Source organism: Larkinella humicola (assembly GCF_008727875.1).
In the GTDB taxonomy this organism is placed as follows: Bacteria; Bacteroidota; Bacteroidia; order Cytophagales; family Spirosomataceae; genus Larkinella; species Larkinella humicola.
This window is the reverse complement of the sequence record NZ_VTWS01000001.1, coordinates 599,714-615,597: the sequence shown is the minus strand read 5'-3', so window position 1 is coordinate 615,597 and position 15,884 is coordinate 599,714. Positions and strand designations below refer to the sequence as shown.

Here is a 15,884-nt window from a genome sequence, read left to right as displayed (position 1 = left end):
TCTTCCCTTTTTTGGTTACGATTTTTGCAAACCCCTGTCGATGCTAACGTCAATGAGGGGGTCGCGTAGCGGACGAATGTTTGTAGCGAAAAGACTACCCGGTTCCTGCCGCGTGCCTTTGGGTACGCAATCGCCTGCCCCTGCCTGTTGCGTACCCAAAGGCACGCGGGTTTTCCCGATGACATACTGTGGCTACAGATATCCGTCCGCTACGCGGCCAACCACCCTTATTCGCGTTACAGCATCAGAGAAAACCATTCTAAAGATCGTTCTACGCCAACAACCAAAGAGGATGGGGGAAAAATGCATCCTTCATACAGTACTGATGGTCAATTGGCAATGGTCAATCGTCCTCGACCATCGTCTATTCCTCAAAAAAACACACGGTTCCCCCCACCCAGTCGAAATCTTTGTTGAAACGGACGCCGATCATTTCGCCCCGGCTCAAACGCGCCAGGTTGGTCAGGAGCGTCGGGCGCGGGTCTTTTTCGTGCCAGATGTAGAGCATCCGGATTTCGCACTTCACCAACCCGTCCGGTGATTGAATGACCGGTTCGTATTTGACTTTTTTCTGGAGTAAATAATTCTCTTTGTCAGAAATTGAATCCAGATCTTCTTTCGAAATATTCAGCATAACGCCACTGCCCGCGAAGGAAAAAAGCGGTTTCAAAACGTAATTTTCCAGATCGTCGGGATAGGTTTCTACCTGATCCAGGTATTGACTGGTCGGCACGTAGGGGCTGTTCAGCAGAGGAAGGGTATGTTTACTGATGCGGAAAAACCAGTTCGGGTGGCCAACCCATTCAACGTCGACGTCGTCCGTTAATGAGAAAGCGGTTTTTAGTTCCGGAAAATCTTCTAACTCGTCAAATATCAGTCGGTTATAGATTCGCTTAATGTGGTAACGCTGTCCCTCTTTTTCGTAAAAAAGCTTCCGGCCCTCTTTCTGAATCTTTGTTAAACAAACCGCTTCGATGCCCAGCATCTCGTGGGTGATGGCAAAGTCGATGCGGGTTTTCTGTTTTTCCGGGTAAATTTCCAGCAGAATCACCTGCTCCGGCGGTTCCGTTCCAATGATCAGCCGACGCAGATGCTGGCGGTAGGTTTCGTCGGAATCGACGTCGAACAAATGGTTGAAACCGTCGGGAATAGGAAAGTAATTTCTAAAATTACCGGACAAATAAGATTGAAAACCGAAGATCGACGGAAAGCCCTGCAATTCGATCAATTGTGGCAGTAAATCGCCGTTTTCATCCTTGCAAATGGCAAAGTCGATGGCCAGAAAAGAGGTGTGCCCGTTCTCGTTCGGCACCCGCTGGCCGGGTGGAATGGCGGCTTCCGACCACGCTTTAAACTGTTCGTCGGTGATTGTATCGACAATCGAATCGCAGGCTTCCAGAATCCGGTTTTTCAAGGCCAGCGGTACAAAAACCGGGGTTTCGGCCACCCGGAAATCCAGTTGCCCCGGATAATCGTGGTCAATCTGATCCAAAAAAGCCCGGTAATTTTCCGGGCTAAAGGCTTTATTGTAGGCTTGACGAATCGATTGAATCATAGTCGCTGGACGTGACCCGATGTCTGAAAACCGGGTCACGATTTAAAGGTGGTCAGATGGTTTGGCGCAGAAAACCCGGAATCAGCACCGATTCGGTCAGCCCGATTTTTTGAGGGTCCAGCAGTGACGCAACCATTTCGTTGTATTTTTCTTCGCCGTGGTTCTCGACAATCTGCTGTTTTTTCTCGTCTTTCATGAAATACCGCAACATACCTTCGCCGTCGGCTTCCGGGTGAAACTGGGTTCCGAACACCTCATCGGTAAACCGGACAGCCATAATGGCCCGTTCGTAGTCGACGTGAGGACGAATTTTTTCCAGGCATAACACCTTGGCATCCAGATCGCTAATGCGTTGCCAGTTAGGTTCGGTGAGTTGGTAATCCCGCGAATCGACCGCAAAAAACGGATCGGGCAATTTCTGAAACAACGGATCGGTTTGGCCTTCGTCGGTTTTGTGAATCGGGAAAATGCCAAAGGACGTCGACCGCCGTTTGCTGATGGTGCCGATGCCGAGGTGCCGTGATACCAACTGAAACGAATGGCAAATCAGAAACAGATACTTCTTTTGATTGCTCGTCCGGTTGTGCGAAAAAAGCCGATCGATTAACTGAAAATAGGGGTCTTCCCAGGGCTCATCGCTCGGCAGCGGACTGCCGGGACCACCACTCGAAATATAAATATCGTAGTCCAGTCCCGGAACTTCGTTCTTGCCCCGGACGTCGAAAACCGTATGCGTTAATTCAAGCTGTTCCTTTTCGCTGATATTCCGAATCAGTTGCAAAATACAGCGCATTCCTTCATTCGGGACATTGTTGTATAAGTCCAGAATGGCCACTTTCATAGATTCCATGGGTACGTTTCAAAGCTACAGGTAAACCCCCAACCCCCTGAAGGGGGCTTTCCCAAATGCTGTAAGCCCCCTTCAGGGGGTTGGGGGCAATCACATATCAAAGATAACTATCTCAAACCGTGAGAAGTTTCCTCCACAATGTAATCCACAACGCGCTTGAGATCATTGGTTTGCCGAAAAACCGCCAACTGCCGATCGGCACCGGTACCCATTTCGAGAATGGTTTTGACGTATTCGACATCTTTCCGGCTGCCGAGTTCGTCGACCACATCGTCGATGAAATCGAGCAGTTCCTGTGCCAGGGTGTGGTAGGGAACCTCCTCCTGCTTGCCGAAGTCGATCAGTTTTCCTTCAATACCGTACCGGGCCGCCCGCCATTTGTTTTCGTTGATCAGCAGCCGGCGATACGGCCTGAAATTCAGGTTTTGCTTATGGAGTTTGTGGATCTTCGCCACCAGCGCCTGCATCACGGCCGCCAGACAAATCGTTTCGTCGACACGCATCGGCACGTCACAAATCCGGAATTCGATGGTGTCGAAAAACGGATGGAGCCGGATGTCCCACCAGATTTTCTTGCCGTTGTCGATGCAATTCGTCTTGACCAGCAGGTTGATGTAATCGTCGTATTCGGCCGCCGACGAAAAATAGTCGGGAATGCCCGTTCGCGGAAACTTGTCGAACACTTTGGAGCGATACGACTTGAAACCGGTATTTCGCCCGCACCAGAACGGCGAATTGGTCGAAAGGGCATAAATGTGAGGCAAAAAATACCGCACGGCATTCATGATGTGAAGCCCTTCGTTCCGGCTTTCGATGCCGACGTGAACGTGCAGGCCAAAAATCAGGTTCGACCGGGCCACGTCGCGCATCTCGTCGATGAGTTTGTCGTAGCGTTCGTTGTCCGTGATAAGCTGATCCTGCCAGTCGGAAATGGGGTGCGTGCCCGCAGCCGCAATCCGCAGGTTCTGTTTGTCGGCCAAATCCAGAACCATCTTGCGGAGGTAGGTAACTTCTTCGCGCGCTTCGTGAATGTTCGTGCAGATGTTGGTGCCGACTTCCACCACGGCCTGGTGCATCTCGGCTTTCACCCGTTCCTGCAACTGAATTTGACCGCCCTCCACAATTTTCGACATGTGCGAACGCAATTCGCGTGTGACGGGGTCGATCGTCTGAAATTCTTCTTCGATTCCTAACGTGAATACTGGCATGAAACAGAGTTGGGCTGCGTGAACCGATTACTTAGTGGACTTTTTCGCCTTTTTCTTCTCGACAGGTGCCGCCACGGGTTCTTCCACCAGGGTTTCCGGAACAAAAAGCCGACCGTGCGACGAACTTTGGACATAAGACCCCCAGGTCAGGTTATCCTCGCCCGGTTTTTGGGCTTTCGCCCGCGCAATGGCCATGGTAGCGGCTGCCTCTACCACCCACTCGAAATTGGCCAGGCCCACCGAGTGAATATCGGCGTCCGGTGCCGGGTTGCAGAAGTCGATGGCGTAGGGAATGCCGTCGCGGATGGCAAACTCGACCGTGTTGAAATCGTAGCCCAATGCCCGGTTGAGGGCGATGACGTAGTTTTTAACGGTGGTCATCAGTTTTTTGTAGGCATCACCGGTCACTTTCGGCTCGGCTGCGTAGCGCAGGTGGTGCGGGTTGCGCGGTTCGTAGGGCATAATCCGGACGTCGGTTCCGCCGATGCAATAGCAGCGGAAATAGTCATCGAAAATGATTTCTTCCTGCAACATCATCACCAACTGGGCGGTTTCGGCGTATTTTTCCCACAGGTCCTCCGCGTTGTAGATCTTGTACACGCTTTTCCAGCCCCCGCCGGAATGTGGTTTCATGTAAGCCGGAAAACCGATGTACTTGAAAATGAACTCCCAATCCATCATTTTCAGATTGCGGAACGAGTTTTCATTCGTATCGTCGGGCCGGTCTTTCGAAGGTAGCAGAACGGTATTCGGAACCGGCACATTCAGTTTGGTCGCAATGGCGTTATTAAAAAACTTCTCATCGGCACTCCACCAGAAGGGGTTGTTGATGACCGCCGTACCGCTCAGGGCTGCATTTTTGAGATAAGCCCGGTAAAACGGAACATCCTGCGAAATCCGGTCGATGATGACGGCATAGTCGGTGGCTTCGCCCTGAACGACTTTGTCGATGGTCACGAATTCGGCCACGATGTCGGTTTCTTTTTTGCTGTTGACGCGGTCGATAAAAGCTTGCGGAAAGGAGTTTTCCTGCCCAAATAGGATTCCAATTTTCTTCATATGCGTTTTACGGGATCAAAATCGGTCGTAACGGAATAAAGGATATGCCCACTATAATTGTTTAAAATGATGCCCCAAATGCGCCACATAATCGTCGATGAGCCACAGCAGGGTTACCGTCGGCGAATCATCAGGCGGGATGACCGGCTTTTGAAGGGTTTCCTCCGGTATATTTTCGGTAACATACAAAATTTGTCGATTCAACGATTGCCAGTACGTCAGTAAATGTTCCAGCGGAAGTTGCTGGTAGCGGTTCAACACCACCGACTGGTTCTGATGATACCGCTGAACCACAAACGGCGACGGCAGAAACTGCGCATCTGTAAAGCGCTTGAGGTTGTTCAGCCCCGAATCGATCAAGTGCCCCAGAATCTCCTTCCTCGACCATTTTCCGGGATTTCGATAGGTCAATTCCTCCTCACTGTAGCCCCGCAAACGCACCGGAACTTCTTCAAGGTACGTTCGAAGCTGTTGCAAAGCCTCCGACAGCGGACGCTGGTTTTCGATGTAGCCGTATTTCAAAACGGAAGGTGGTTTATGGTTTTTGGTTTACGGTTTTTGGTTTACGGTTCGGTTCCCCAACTGGACTGACACATTCCGTGTTTTTTCTTTCGTTATTCAAAATTCGATATTCCGTATTCAATATTCATTCAATCAGCACGCGCCAGCCCCTGTAAACCGCAAACCGAATACTGCAAACCGAATACCGTAAACCGCCTTCACACCTGTGACAGATAATGCGGAAACATTTCGCGCCAGACGGGCCAGTCATGGGCGCCCCAGGGCCGGACATCGAGCCAGTGGTGAATGCCTTTGCGGTTCAGGATGCCCGACATCGCATAGTTATCCGGTTTACAGAAATCATGTTCCGACGTTCCCAGAATGATTTTCATCTGGTAAAACTGGTCGTTGTGGGCGTTCGGAATGTAATCGGGCGGGTTGTTAAAATAGACGTTGTCGTCGTAATACCCACTCATGAACGATTTAATGTCAAACTTGGCACCCATCGACCAGAGGTGCGCCACTTTGTCGGGGTGGCGGAACGCGAAGTTCAGTGCCTGAAAACCGCCGAAACTGCAGCCGCCCACCGCGATTTTTCCGACCTGACACTCGTGCTGAATCCACGGCACCAGTTCTTCGTTCACCATTTTGTCGTACCAGATGTGGTTTTGAATCCGGACCGACGGGTGCAGGTGTTTGGCATACCAGCTATCCCGGTCGATGCTGTCGATGCAATAGATTTTAATTTTTCGGTTGTCGACAAACCACTGGGCGGATTCGATCAGTTTGAAGTCTTTGGCTTCGTAATACCGCCCCATCGTGGTGGGAAAAAGGAGTACGGGATACCCCCAGTCGCCGTAAACCAGCATTTCAATGTCGCGACCCAGGTGGCGCGAATACCATTTTCTGTAATGTTCCTGCAAAATATCGGTTGGTTTTTTGTTGATGATTCCGGAGGAAAGATAACCATATTTACGAATTTCCACGAAAACTGTCTGTAATTTTGGGGTAATTAAACCGATCAAATCCGGTAACCCTCAACGGAATGAAAGAATGATGGATACACAGTAACTTTCTTATAATGAGTATAGTTGGTGAAATAGCTTCGCTTGCCGATGGGGTAACGAGCCATGTCGACACCGGTTTGGTATCGGTTTACCTAAACCGGAGCGTCCGGCTGGAGATCGTTTTGCCGAAAGAATACGCGGATTCAGCCGAGTCCTTTCCGGTTTTGTATCTCAACGATGGGCAGGACCTGGAACGACTTCGTATGATCGCGGTTTTGAATACCCTTTCCCACCAGAAAGCCATTCAGCCGTTTATTCTGGTGGCCATTCACTGCGGGGACCGGATTCAGGAATACGGCGTGGCCGCACAGGCCGATTACCTCCAGCGGGGTGCCAAAGCGGGTGCTTATGCGGACTTTGTCGTTCACGAACTACTCCCGTACGCACGGAAACTATACCGGGTTTCGAAAGATCCGAATGAGTCGGTTTTTGCCGGTTTTTCGCTCGGTGGTTTGTCGGCATTCGATCTGGTCTGGCATCGCCCGGAACTGTTCCGAAAAGCCGGCGTGTTTTCGGGTTCGTTCTGGTGGCGGCAGCGCGGACTGAACGATGGCTATTCGGATGATACTGACCGGATAATGCACGCGCAGGTTCGGCAAACCAAGCCACCAGTTGGCTCGGTGTTCTGGTTTCAAACCGGGACGCTGGACGAAATCGACGACCGCGACCAGGATGGCATTATTGACTCCATTGCCGACACCCTCGACCTGATTGCCGAAGTCGAGCGCCGGGGTTTTCGCTGGGGCCGTGAGGTGCAGTATGTGGAGGTAAAAGACGGTCGGCACGACCCCGAAACCTGGGGGCAGGTGATGCCGCAATTTTTGACCTGGGCGTTTGCCCCTAAATCCCGAAGCGTCGGCCCGGCCTGAAGGGGACTTGGACCCAGCTTAAACCGGATTAAGAAGTCCCCTTCAAGGGAACGGAGCAACTAATTTGTTAACCAATTCCTGAACTGAACGTATGAAAACGATCCTTTTAACCGTCGCCATGGCCACCTTAATGGCCTGCAATTTCCCCGAACTGGCCGGAACCGTGGCCGAACGCAAACTCGTCTGGTCCGACGAATTCGAGAAAGCCGGTTTGCCCGACCCCAATAAATGGGCGTACGACGTGGGCGGCAGCGGTTTTGGAAACAACGAACTGCAATTTTACCGCGCTTCCCGCCCGGAAAATGCCCGCGTTGAAAACGGTTTTCTGATCATCGAAGCGCGAAAAGAAAAGCACGAAAACCGCGAGTATACCTCCGCCAAACTGATCACGAAAGGGATTGCCGAGTGGAAATACGGACGAATCGACGTACGGGCGAAGCTGCCGAAGGGGCGGGGAACCTGGCCTGCAATCTGGATGCTCAGCGCGAAAACACCGTTGAAATGGCCGCTCGACGGCGAAATCGACATCATGGAACACGTCGGTTTCAACGAAAACCAGATTCATGGCACCATTCATACCGAAGCCTACAACCACACCAAAAATACCCACAAAACCGGCACCAAAGTCATTCCTGGTGCCACGGACAATTTTCATACCTACTCCATCGACTGGACAGCGGAAAAGATTGATTTTCTGATCGACGACACCACGTATTTTACGATTACCAAAAAAGAAACCGGCAGCCGCTATGAACAATGGCCACTCGACCAGCCGTTTTATCTCATTCTGAATCTGGCCGTTGGCGGCAACTGGGGTGGGCAAAAAGGCGTCGATGAGTCGATCTGGCCGCAGCGACTGACGGTTGATTTTGTCCGGGTGTTTCAATAAACCGATTTCGGTTTTCGGGTTCGCTGGCGGAATCGCCGGCTCATCACAAGGGCCAGAATGACAACGAAACCGCCCCCCAGCCACCACCAGGCCGTTTGGAAGTCAGACAGCGGGTCGGCGTTGCCTACCAGAATGAGTCCGGCCCAGCGATAGGGCAACTGGTCGGCGCGGGAAGCACTGGCCAGCCAGTCGAGTTTCGCTAGCTGAAGCGCCTGATCTTTCGGAAGTCCCTCGCTTAGGTGGTGATAAAATCGCTCCGTAAGCTTGTACGTCGCCTGATCTTCCACACTCCAGAGCGTGGTCAGGACGCTGGGAATTCCGAGCGTGGCGAATCCGCGCGCCAGACTGAAAATTCCCTCGCCCTGCTGGTTGACGCCCAGACTGGTTTTACAGGCCGATAAAACGATGAGCTGCGTCTGGTAGGGGCCAGCGTCGCTGAGTTCCGACAACCGCAGGGTCGAATCGGCAAAGTACAACAGGGGTTCATGTCCAACGCTGTCGGCTTCGGCGTGTGTAAACAACTGAACGACACGGTAGTTCGGGGCCAGTGTCCGGAACGCCCGGCGGGTCGCGGCCTGGTCGGTCAAAACCGTCGGATGACTGAACCGATCACCGATGTTGGCCAGCACCTGACTGGAGCCAGCAAGGGTTGCCTGCTGGAGGGCCTGGTTGAAATGCACCGGAGCCATGCCCAGAAATTCCGAACTCTTCGACGACGGACGCTCCGTTTCTTTCAACAAAACCGTGGCCGAATAACCGTAACTGAACGCGTGGTGTTTGAGGAGAAAGTCGGGTTGATTGGCGGATTTACTGAGCGTTTCAAACGGGATAAAGTGGTAATCGGGCGAAATAATAACGCGTTCTGTAGTCAGATTCAGCGGTTTAAGAAGTTGGTTGTAAACCTGATGGCTCAGCGTCAAGAACCGCCCGAACTGCCGGTTTTGCCGGTCAGTGGCACACAGCGGCAGAAATTCGCCCACCACCTTTTGATAGTCCTGAACGGACTGCCGCACCAACCGGGTGCCGGATGCCCCAACGGCCAGACTATAGAAGGCACTATCTCCGACAAAATAGGTCACCAGCGTCGATTTCCGGTCGCTCAGCCAGTTTTGAAGACGCGCCAGGGACGGAACCGTATTGTCGAATTTGTAGCGGTAATACGTGGGGTTTTCCTGTTCCAGTTTTTTGAGAAACGCATCCAGTTTTTCCTGCTCGGTCATCAAAACCGTTCGCGTTGAATCGTAGGAACGGCTGCCGGGTTTCAACTCCGACAACGCATTTTGCATCGTGTTGATCCGCTGGCGAAAATCCTGTTCCTGCTGCGCCTGTAGCGGAGGCAATTCCTGCCGGGCACCCAGCTCATTGAGTTTGTCGCTCAGCAAAACCGCCCGGCTTTTTTCAAAAAAGTGGAACGCCATTTCGCTGTCCTTCAGTCGGTAAGCGGTTTCGATGGCCCGTTCATACATGCTGTGGGTTTTCTGCCGCCAGTAGAGTTTCGACTGCTGACCCGCCTGCTCGAACCGCATGATGTCGATCATCTGGTCGGCAATCTGGTAGCGTTTCAGAGCTTCCCGAAGGAGATTTCTGGTGGGTTCGGGCCTGCTTTTGGCGTAGTCGAGCCAGGTATCGGCTTTATTCTGGATCACCGTCAGCAGGTACTCTTTGTAGGGCGTCAGCCGGATGGTCCGGGTCAGTTCGGCCGGTTTTTGCCGGTCATCGAAGTGCAGCGTGTCGAGGGCCGTCTGGAAAAACCGGAGGGCGGTTGGGTAGTGCTTTTTTCGCCAGTAAATTTCGCCGATGTTGCTCAGGATGCGGACGCGGCCGTAGCGGGTATCGCCGATGGTTTCCAGCGCTTTCCGGTAGTGAATCAACGCTTTATCGTACTGGTGGAGGTAATTGTCATACAGAAAACCAATGTTTGACGTGACTTCCGACTGACCGGCTGGGTTCTGGATTTGGACATGAACCGCATAGGCTTTTTCATACGCTTTAAGGGCTTCCCCAAAGCGGTGCAAATGGCCCAGCACACTGGCCTGAGACGAATATGCATTGGCCAGCCTAATCGACGGCTCGGGCAAAGTGCCGAACAAAAGGATGATTTGGTTGACGATTTGTAAAGCCTGTTCGTAATCGCCGATTTCTTTCAGGCAATTGGCTTTTTCGGTGAGATTAGCCGCCATCAATTCGGCGTTTCCAATCCGTTCGGCATACGAAACCCCTAATTCAGCCTGGCGGATGCCTTTCTGGTAGTCAGACTCTTTAAAGAAGAGATTGGCTAAATGCCAGTAGGCCAGTCCCACCAGTTCATACCGTTCGGGATACCGGCTTCCCATGGTGACAAACTGCTGAAAAATCAGTCGGGCCGTCCGAAAATCCTGCTGGTCCAGGTAGATGTTGCCCAGGTTAAAATAGCTTTTGGCCAGAAAAGAGGGGCTGACATCGGTTCGTTTCTGGGAGTTCAGCCGGATGGCCCGGCGGGTATAGTCGATAGCGGTTGGGTAATCCTTTTTAAGATACGCCAGGGTGCCCAGCCGGTGCCAGATCTTGGCATAGGTCGAGTCGCGGTTAAGCTGGCAGCGGTCGCAGATCCGAACCAGCGCAGGAAAACCCACGGCCTGTTGGTTGTTATCCAGAGTCATCAGGCTATCATACCGCAACCGGATCATTTCGGGTTGCGGACATTGGCCCAGGCCCTCGAAAAACAGGAAAAAACCGGTCAGAATACCAAAACACCGCCACCCTCCCCAACGCATTCGGAAGAGGAGGGTGGGATTGGCAAAACCGCCTGACATCATGGGGTGGGTTCGTTAGGGTTCATGACGTAACACGTAATGATCTTTTAGCCGATTGGTCAGGCTGGGATCCGTTTTAAGCGTTGTCGGAGAAAGGGTGCGCACTTTGGTGTACAAGTCCGTCCGTTTGTGAGCAGACCAGCCCGGTCCGAGTTTGTTGACCAGTTTGCCCGTCACCACCGGAGCCGCGAAGGAACTCCCCGATTTTGTCCTTCCATTAGTGGCTGTAATGTCAAGCACCTCGCAGCCCGGGATGATCGGGCCGGTTACTTTCAGGTTAGGGTTATTCAATACGCCGATATTAACCGCATGATTCGAATAGTTCTGGTTGGGGCACACATCAAACGGCCCCTCCGGTGAAACGGCGGGATTGGCTTTGCTTTCCTTTGAGTCAGAATGAATGGTCGTAACGGCAATGACATTGTCACGGGTCGTACTGATTGCCGCCGGCCAGAAAGGATTGGTGTCCAGATTGCGGTAGATCCCCGTCAGCCACCCGAGCGGGTTTCTCTCCAGACGTTCGTTTTTATTGCCTGCGGCTGCCACCAGCGTAATCCCAGTGGTGTTCAGTTGTTGAATGAAATGACCCAGTAGTTTGCTTTCCTGCTGGCTGTAAAATCCCCAACTGGCATTGATTATTTTTGCGTTCATTTGGCGGGCATACGACAGGGCGCAGAGGTTATCGAAAAGCGTTCCCTGGCCGTCGGCACCGAAGGTTTTGAGGTGCATAAAGCGGACCTTGCCCGCGGCCCAGGGGTTGTTTCTGAACTGTTCATGGATGAGCGAAGTCACCAGCGTTCCGTGGTTATTGTCGTCGTACGGAAAACTGGCATTGTTCACAAAATCATAGCCAAACTGGTCACCTACCAATCCATTGTGATCGTGATCGGCACCAGAAATTTCGGCCGTGTTGACCCAAAACGAATTGGAGGCAGGGGTATAAAGTGAACCATCGAAGCCCGTATCCAGGATCGCGATAATGAAGGGGTGATCGGTTGGATTCGCGGGAGGAAGTAGTACTTTAACCGCCTTTCCCGGCTCATTAACGGGACCGTAGGGCAATGAAAGGCGGTAGTTTTTTGAACCCGGTTCTTCCAGTTGTGGCCAGGTCAGGCTTCCATCGGAATTCAATTTAATGCCATACGGAGGCTCTCCACTAACGCCACTGCCCCCCCCTGTACTGGACGCCATTTCTTTTCCGCTAATAATCAACTGGTCCAGGTTTTTTCCTTCCAGCAACACAAGGGCGCTATCACAGGGACACCAGTGTTTGATTTTTATGGTCTCTTTCCCATTGCTTAAAAGCTCTTTATTGACTGAATCGACCATCTCCATTTGTTTAGCAACTGGTATAAAAACTTTTTCTCCTTTCACATCGATGAGGGGAAAAAGAATGATGTTCTGGTCGGGAAGATGTCCGGATTCAGGGAAAGATCGAATTAAATTGCAGGAAAGCAGGGCCCAAAAAGCCACTGTGAAAATGAGCAGGTTGGTAAAAATACGCATGGGGATATGAAAATTTTAGTTAGTTATCCGTGATCTTCTCTACCAACTGCCCGGCTTCTTCCTTTCCTTCCAAATTGCCTTGAATAACAGTCAGTAACAACTTTTTAGCCCGGTTTTTATCCATCGGTTGTCCGCGCTTCAAATAGGCGAGTGCTTCCAGAAAAATACCCGGGTTGGCATACAGATCGGTTTGCTGGCCAAGCCGGCGAAACCGTTCGATGGCTTGGTCGTAGTTTCCGAGCCGCAGGGAAACAAGACCGGCCCGTTTTAGTGCTTCCGGATGCGTAGGCTCCCGCTGGAGAATGCTTTCAAAAACCGTTTCCGCTTTTCTGAATTCCCCCATATTGTAGAAGTGAGAACCGGTTTTCAGACTGTCGCTTTGCCCATCGAGTGAAACCGGCAGTTGACTATACCGTTCAGAGAGATACTGATCGGCTACTTCGCGGGCCGACGGGGGCGTTTGCCAAACCGTCAGATACCAGCCCACCCCCAGTACCAGAAGCAGACAGGCGGCCAGAAGCGTCAAAAACCGCACCGGCAGTCGGCGCACCGGCAACGGTTTCAGCATCCGCCGGGCTTCCTGACGGGCGGTCTGGCGGGCCAGCAGGTAAAAGGCCACGGATCGGGCCAGAGCCGGATTCTGGGGCAGAGTAGCTTCAAACCGATCCCGGTCTTCCGGTGACAGCCGACCTGCAAAGTAGTCGTCGATTCGTTCCAGTTCTTTCATTATGGGCGATGCATTTACGTCCTGGTTGGTGTGGAATGCGTCAACACCTTAGTCGTTTTTTTGCCGGATTACGCTAACAGCTTGTCTGAAAATTCGGTTTTCGGTATTCGGTTTACTGTATTCAGTGTTCAGTATTCGATGTTCGGTTGACAGTGCGCTAACCCCGCTGCAGAACCGCACCGTAAACCGTAAACCGAAAACCGTAGACTTGTTTCCAACACGCCGGTTTCTGCCGACTAAGGGAGTGAACCCCAACCCAAGGAAATGTATGGCAGTCCGTATTGTGATTTATGAGCGGGATTATGGTTTTCGAAAGGCTTTGTCCAGCCAGATTGCCGTCACGGCGGGGTATGTTCTGATGGGGGCATTTGCCGACACGAAGGAATTGGAAAACCAACTCCGCGGGCTAAATCCGCAGGTAGTGCTGCTGGATATTGAACTCTCCGTGGAGCTCGGAAAAACCGCCAGCGGGCAACTGCAACGTGAATTTCCGGATGTCGATGTGTTGTTGCTGACCAGTGATGACCTGGACGAACGGGTGATGGAGGGGATTTGCGCGGGGGCTTCCGGGTATTTGCTCAAAAAAAGACCAGCCGATCGGATTCTTCGGGCCATTTGCGAGATTTACGATCGGTCATAGCGACCCAGAATTGAGCTGGGAAAACCGGTTCTATAATTTATCAATCAGTACTTCGGCTTCCGCCTTTCCCTCCAGATTCTGCTCGATGACCGTTTTGAACAGGGTTTCGGCCTGACGACGATCGTCCGGTTGTCCCCGTTTGAGTCGGGTCAGGGCTTCCAGAAACCGACCAGGGTTGGCAAACAGATCGGTGCGTTCGCCCAGCCGGTGGAAATGGTCGATGGCCTGGTTGTACTGACCGGTTCGGAGCGCGACGAGTCCGGCCAGCTTTTGAGCGTGGTCGTCGGCGGGGTTGCGTTGCAGCAGAGCATTGAAAATCGCCCCGGCTTCCTGTAGTTTCCCTTCGTTGTAGCGGGCAATCCCGGTTTGAAGGCTGTCGGGTTGACCATTCATATGAGTAGACAACTGGCTGAAATTCTGCTGAATATACTGATCGGCCAGTGCAGCAGCCGACGGCGTCTGACGCTGGAACAGCCAGTATCCCCCCAGTCCGAGAACCAACATGGCGCTCGCTGCTATCGCAAGCCAGGTGCGAGCCGGCAACTGACGAACCGGTCCTGACTCTTTCCGCAGCGTTTCAAAGCGCGCTTTCCGGTCGGCGCGGGCTTCGTTTTGGGCCGCTTGCCGCGCGGTCAGGTAAAAGGCGACGGCTTCGGCTAGCGCGGAATCGGTTTCCAGGGAGGATTCAAACCGAACCCGTTCCTCCACCGGCAGGCGGCCCGAAAAATAGTCGTCGATGCGTTCCAGGTCGTTCATTTGTATAAGTCCCTCAAACGTTCCAAACACCGCAACCGGCTGGTTTTGGCAACCGAAGCCGTGTTGTAATTCAGTTGCCGGGCAATTTCCTCGTCGGAATACCCTTCACCCCACGCCAGAATCATCTCCCTGCACTTGTCGCCAAGCGTACCAATGAGTTTACGCAGCCGCTCAACATCGCTCTGGGCGATGAGTTGTTGCACCACCGAGCGGGCCGAATCGGGCAGTTGCAGGAGCGAATCATCCAGGGAAATGGCATCATGCACCCGGTCCCGTAGCGTTGATTTTTTTCGAATCAGGTCGATGCACTTGTTGGTAAAAATCTGATAAATATACGTTTTTAGTTCCGACCGTCCTTCAAACCGTCCTGCGAGGACATTTTCGATGACGGTGAGAACCGTATCGGAATAGGCACTGGCGCAGTCATCTTCCCCTAAACGGTGTTTGCGGGCACCGTCGGCGATCAGATAGGCGTATTTCTGGTACAGACGATTTTCACATTGTCTGCGTTGAACACCTCCGGCTTCTAGTCCGGCAATCAAGTCTGAATCGGTTGGCTGGCGAGCAAAAAACCGCATGAGTAGGAGAGTCTGCTTGAACCAAATATGCCGAAAATTGCGCGCTTTTCAATTTTTTCTGTGCAAGATGTTACCAATGTGGGGAACGAGTGCGACTAAGAAGTCAGAACAAAACTATTGCACACACCATGAAAACGATTTTAAGTAGTTCATGCCTCTGCCTGCTTTCGGTTGGGACATTGCTCGCTCAACCGAAGTCTTCCACCGAAGACCTTACGCCAATCGACCGTCCCGGTTATTGGGAGGTTTCAACCGATTACCGCACCAACGGTACGGCCATCCGGTACTTCAATGCCGACAAGCGCTTGATTCACCAGGAAATTCACTCGAACAAACTGGTCAAGCTAACGAAGAACAATGTACGACGGCTGAATGCTACGGTGACGAAAGTGACTCAGAATCAGTTGGAACCCTCCAATGTCAAAACGGTGAGTTTGCCGACCGACAACGAAGATCCGAGAATTGCGCATGATCGAAAACGACTGATGACCGCTGAACGCCGGGCATCGACCGCCGACGTAATGGCGCGGATTGTACCCTCCGTAGTCGGGTTTGAACCTTGCCTGAAAGTGTTCATTTATAACCCGCACGAAGAACGTTTGCGGATCGAAATTCTCAACTCAAAGGGCTTTGCAGTTTGCCAGGAGTACAGCAACACTTACCAGCGGTATTACCGGTTTAATATGAGCAACATGCCCGTTGGTGATTATCGGGTTCAGATCTATAAGGCTTCGGAAAAAAAGCCCAGCTTCGAGAATCTGGTTTCACTGAGCCGCAAACCGTCACAAGCTTTTATTTCAACGAAGCCTGACGTACCGGCCGGATCAGCCGTCGACTCGCTCGTTTCGGAGAAAGACTGATCCTTCAGATGGGTTCATGAATCGGAT

15 protein-coding genes are annotated in these 15,884 nt (G+C 52.2%); 4 read left to right on the top strand and 11 right to left on the bottom strand.

All coding sequences use genetic code 11. The annotated features are described in order from the left end of the window. Positions 1–364 precede the first annotated feature (364 nt). From F0P93_RS02660 to F0P93_RS02635, 6 genes are all read right to left on the bottom strand, one after another. On the bottom strand, positions 365–1,555 hold the full coding sequence (locus tag F0P93_RS02660) for a hypothetical protein (RefSeq protein WP_150874816.1): 1,191 nt from the start codon (positions 1,553–1,555) through the stop codon (positions 365–367). Positions 1,556–1,607: 52 nt separating this feature from the next. Then, complete coding sequence (locus F0P93_RS02655; protein WP_150874815.1) at positions 1,608–2,405, bottom strand: type 1 glutamine amidotransferase; 798 nt, start codon at positions 2,403–2,405, stop codon at positions 1,608–1,610. Between the two features lie 107 nt (positions 2,406–2,512). Continuing rightward, on the bottom strand, positions 2,513–3,613 hold the full coding sequence (locus F0P93_RS02650; RefSeq protein WP_150874814.1) for a carboxylate-amine ligase: 1,101 nt from the start codon (positions 3,611–3,613) through the stop codon (positions 2,513–2,515). Positions 3,614–3,640: 27 nt separating this feature from the next. Further along, the gene (locus F0P93_RS02645) at positions 3,641–4,672 is read right to left on the bottom strand and encodes an ATP-grasp domain-containing protein (RefSeq protein ID WP_225309340.1); all 1,032 of its coding nucleotides are present in this window, start codon (positions 4,670–4,672) and stop codon (positions 3,641–3,643) included. 51 nt (positions 4,673–4,723) lie between these two features. Further along, complete coding sequence (locus F0P93_RS02640) at positions 4,724–5,194, bottom strand: DinB family protein (RefSeq protein WP_150874813.1); 471 nt, start codon at positions 5,192–5,194, stop codon at positions 4,724–4,726. 197 nt (positions 5,195–5,391) lie between these two features. Next, positions 5,392–6,096, bottom strand: coding sequence for an esterase family protein (locus tag F0P93_RS02635; protein ID WP_150875832.1), 705 nt, complete (start codon positions 6,094–6,096; stop codon positions 5,392–5,394). A 158-nt stretch (positions 6,097–6,254) separates the two neighbouring features. On the opposite strand from F0P93_RS02635, the gene F0P93_RS02630 reads away from it, so the two are divergent. Together F0P93_RS02630 and F0P93_RS02625 are read left to right on the top strand one after the other, a co-directional pair. After that, positions 6,255–7,109 (top strand): alpha/beta hydrolase, encoded by an 855-nt coding sequence (locus F0P93_RS02630; RefSeq protein WP_150874812.1) that lies wholly within the window; start codon positions 6,255–6,257, stop codon positions 7,107–7,109. A gap of 91 nt (positions 7,110–7,200) precedes the next feature. Then, entirely contained in the window at positions 7,201–7,998 is a 798-nt protein-coding gene (locus F0P93_RS02625) for a glycoside hydrolase family 16 protein (protein ID WP_150874811.1), read from the top strand. Here F0P93_RS02625 and F0P93_RS02620 read toward each other — a convergent pair. Genes F0P93_RS02620 through F0P93_RS02610 form a run of 3 tightly spaced genes read right to left on the bottom strand, consistent with a single transcriptional unit; the run spans position 7,992 to position 13,023 of the window. Continuing rightward, positions 7,992–10,793: a CHAT domain-containing protein gene (locus F0P93_RS02620; protein ID WP_150874810.1), complete on the bottom strand. Its 2,802-nt coding sequence runs from the start codon at positions 10,791–10,793 to the stop codon at positions 7,992–7,994. The genes F0P93_RS02625 and F0P93_RS02620 overlap by 7 nt on opposite strands. Before the next feature lie 12 nt (positions 10,794–10,805). Further along, positions 10,806–12,296, bottom strand: a complete 1,491-nt coding sequence (locus F0P93_RS02615; protein WP_150874809.1) for a S8 family serine peptidase — start codon at positions 12,294–12,296, stop codon at positions 10,806–10,808. Between the two features lie 19 nt (positions 12,297–12,315). Then, on the bottom strand, positions 12,316–13,023 hold the full coding sequence (locus tag F0P93_RS02610) for a tetratricopeptide repeat protein (RefSeq protein ID WP_150874808.1): 708 nt from the start codon (positions 13,021–13,023) through the stop codon (positions 12,316–12,318). A gap of 268 nt (positions 13,024–13,291) precedes the next feature. Between F0P93_RS02610 and F0P93_RS02605 the strand changes: the two genes are divergently transcribed. Further along, entirely contained in the window at positions 13,292–13,663 is a 372-nt protein-coding gene (locus F0P93_RS02605) for a response regulator (protein WP_150874807.1), read from the top strand. 30 nt (positions 13,664–13,693) lie between these two features. Here the strand turns inward: F0P93_RS02605 and F0P93_RS02600 are convergent, their stop codons facing one another. Beyond that, positions 13,694–14,419 carry a hypothetical protein gene (locus F0P93_RS02600; protein ID WP_150874806.1) on the bottom strand — a complete coding sequence of 242 codons (726 nt, stop codon included), beginning with the start codon at positions 14,417–14,419 and terminating at the stop codon, positions 13,694–13,696. After that, the gene (locus tag F0P93_RS02595; protein ID WP_150874805.1) at positions 14,416–14,997 is read right to left on the bottom strand and encodes an RNA polymerase sigma factor; all 582 of its coding nucleotides are present in this window, start codon (positions 14,995–14,997) and stop codon (positions 14,416–14,418) included. The genes F0P93_RS02600 and F0P93_RS02595 overlap by 4 nt, the downstream gene beginning before the upstream one ends. Before the next feature lie 128 nt (positions 14,998–15,125). On the opposite strand from F0P93_RS02595, the gene F0P93_RS02590 reads away from it, so the two are divergent. Continuing rightward, complete coding sequence (locus F0P93_RS02590; protein WP_150874804.1) at positions 15,126–15,857, top strand: hypothetical protein; 732 nt, start codon at positions 15,126–15,128, stop codon at positions 15,855–15,857. Positions 15,858–15,884 lie beyond the last annotated feature (27 nt).

Coding starts and splice junctions, on each gene's coding strand:
- F0P93_RS02660 (WP_150874816.1), bottom strand. CDS start 1,555: ATGATTCAATCGATTCGTCAAGCCTACAATAAAGCCTTTAGCCCGGAA.
- F0P93_RS02600 (WP_150874806.1), bottom strand. CDS start 14,419: ATGAACGACCTGGAACGCATCGACGACTATTTTTCGGGCCGCCTGCCG.
- F0P93_RS02625 (WP_150874811.1), top strand. CDS start 7,201: ATGAAAACGATCCTTTTAACCGTCGCCATGGCCACCTTAATGGCCTGC.
- F0P93_RS02590 (WP_150874804.1), top strand. CDS start 15,126: ATGAAAACGATTTTAAGTAGTTCATGCCTCTGCCTGCTTTCGGTTGGG.
- F0P93_RS02615 (WP_150874809.1), bottom strand. CDS start 12,296: ATGCGTATTTTTACCAACCTGCTCATTTTCACAGTGGCTTTTTGGGCC.
- F0P93_RS02605 (WP_150874807.1), top strand. CDS start 13,292: ATGGCAGTCCGTATTGTGATTTATGAGCGGGATTATGGTTTTCGAAAG.
- F0P93_RS02630 (WP_150874812.1), top strand. CDS start 6,255: ATGAGTATAGTTGGTGAAATAGCTTCGCTTGCCGATGGGGTAACGAGC.
- F0P93_RS02650 (WP_150874814.1), bottom strand. CDS start 3,613: ATGCCAGTATTCACGTTAGGAATCGAAGAAGAATTTCAGACGATCGAC.
- F0P93_RS02610 (WP_150874808.1), bottom strand. CDS start 13,023: ATGAAAGAACTGGAACGAATCGACGACTACTTTGCAGGTCGGCTGTCA.
- F0P93_RS02595 (WP_150874805.1), bottom strand. CDS start 14,997: ATGCGGTTTTTTGCTCGCCAGCCAACCGATTCAGACTTGATTGCCGGA.
- F0P93_RS02645 (WP_225309340.1), bottom strand. CDS start 4,672: ATGAAGAAAATTGGAATCCTATTTGGGCAGGAAAACTCCTTTCCGCAA.
- F0P93_RS02655 (WP_150874815.1), bottom strand. CDS start 2,405: ATGGAATCTATGAAAGTGGCCATTCTGGACTTATACAACAATGTCCCG.
- F0P93_RS02620 (WP_150874810.1), bottom strand. CDS start 10,793: ATGATGTCAGGCGGTTTTGCCAATCCCACCCTCCTCTTCCGAATGCGT.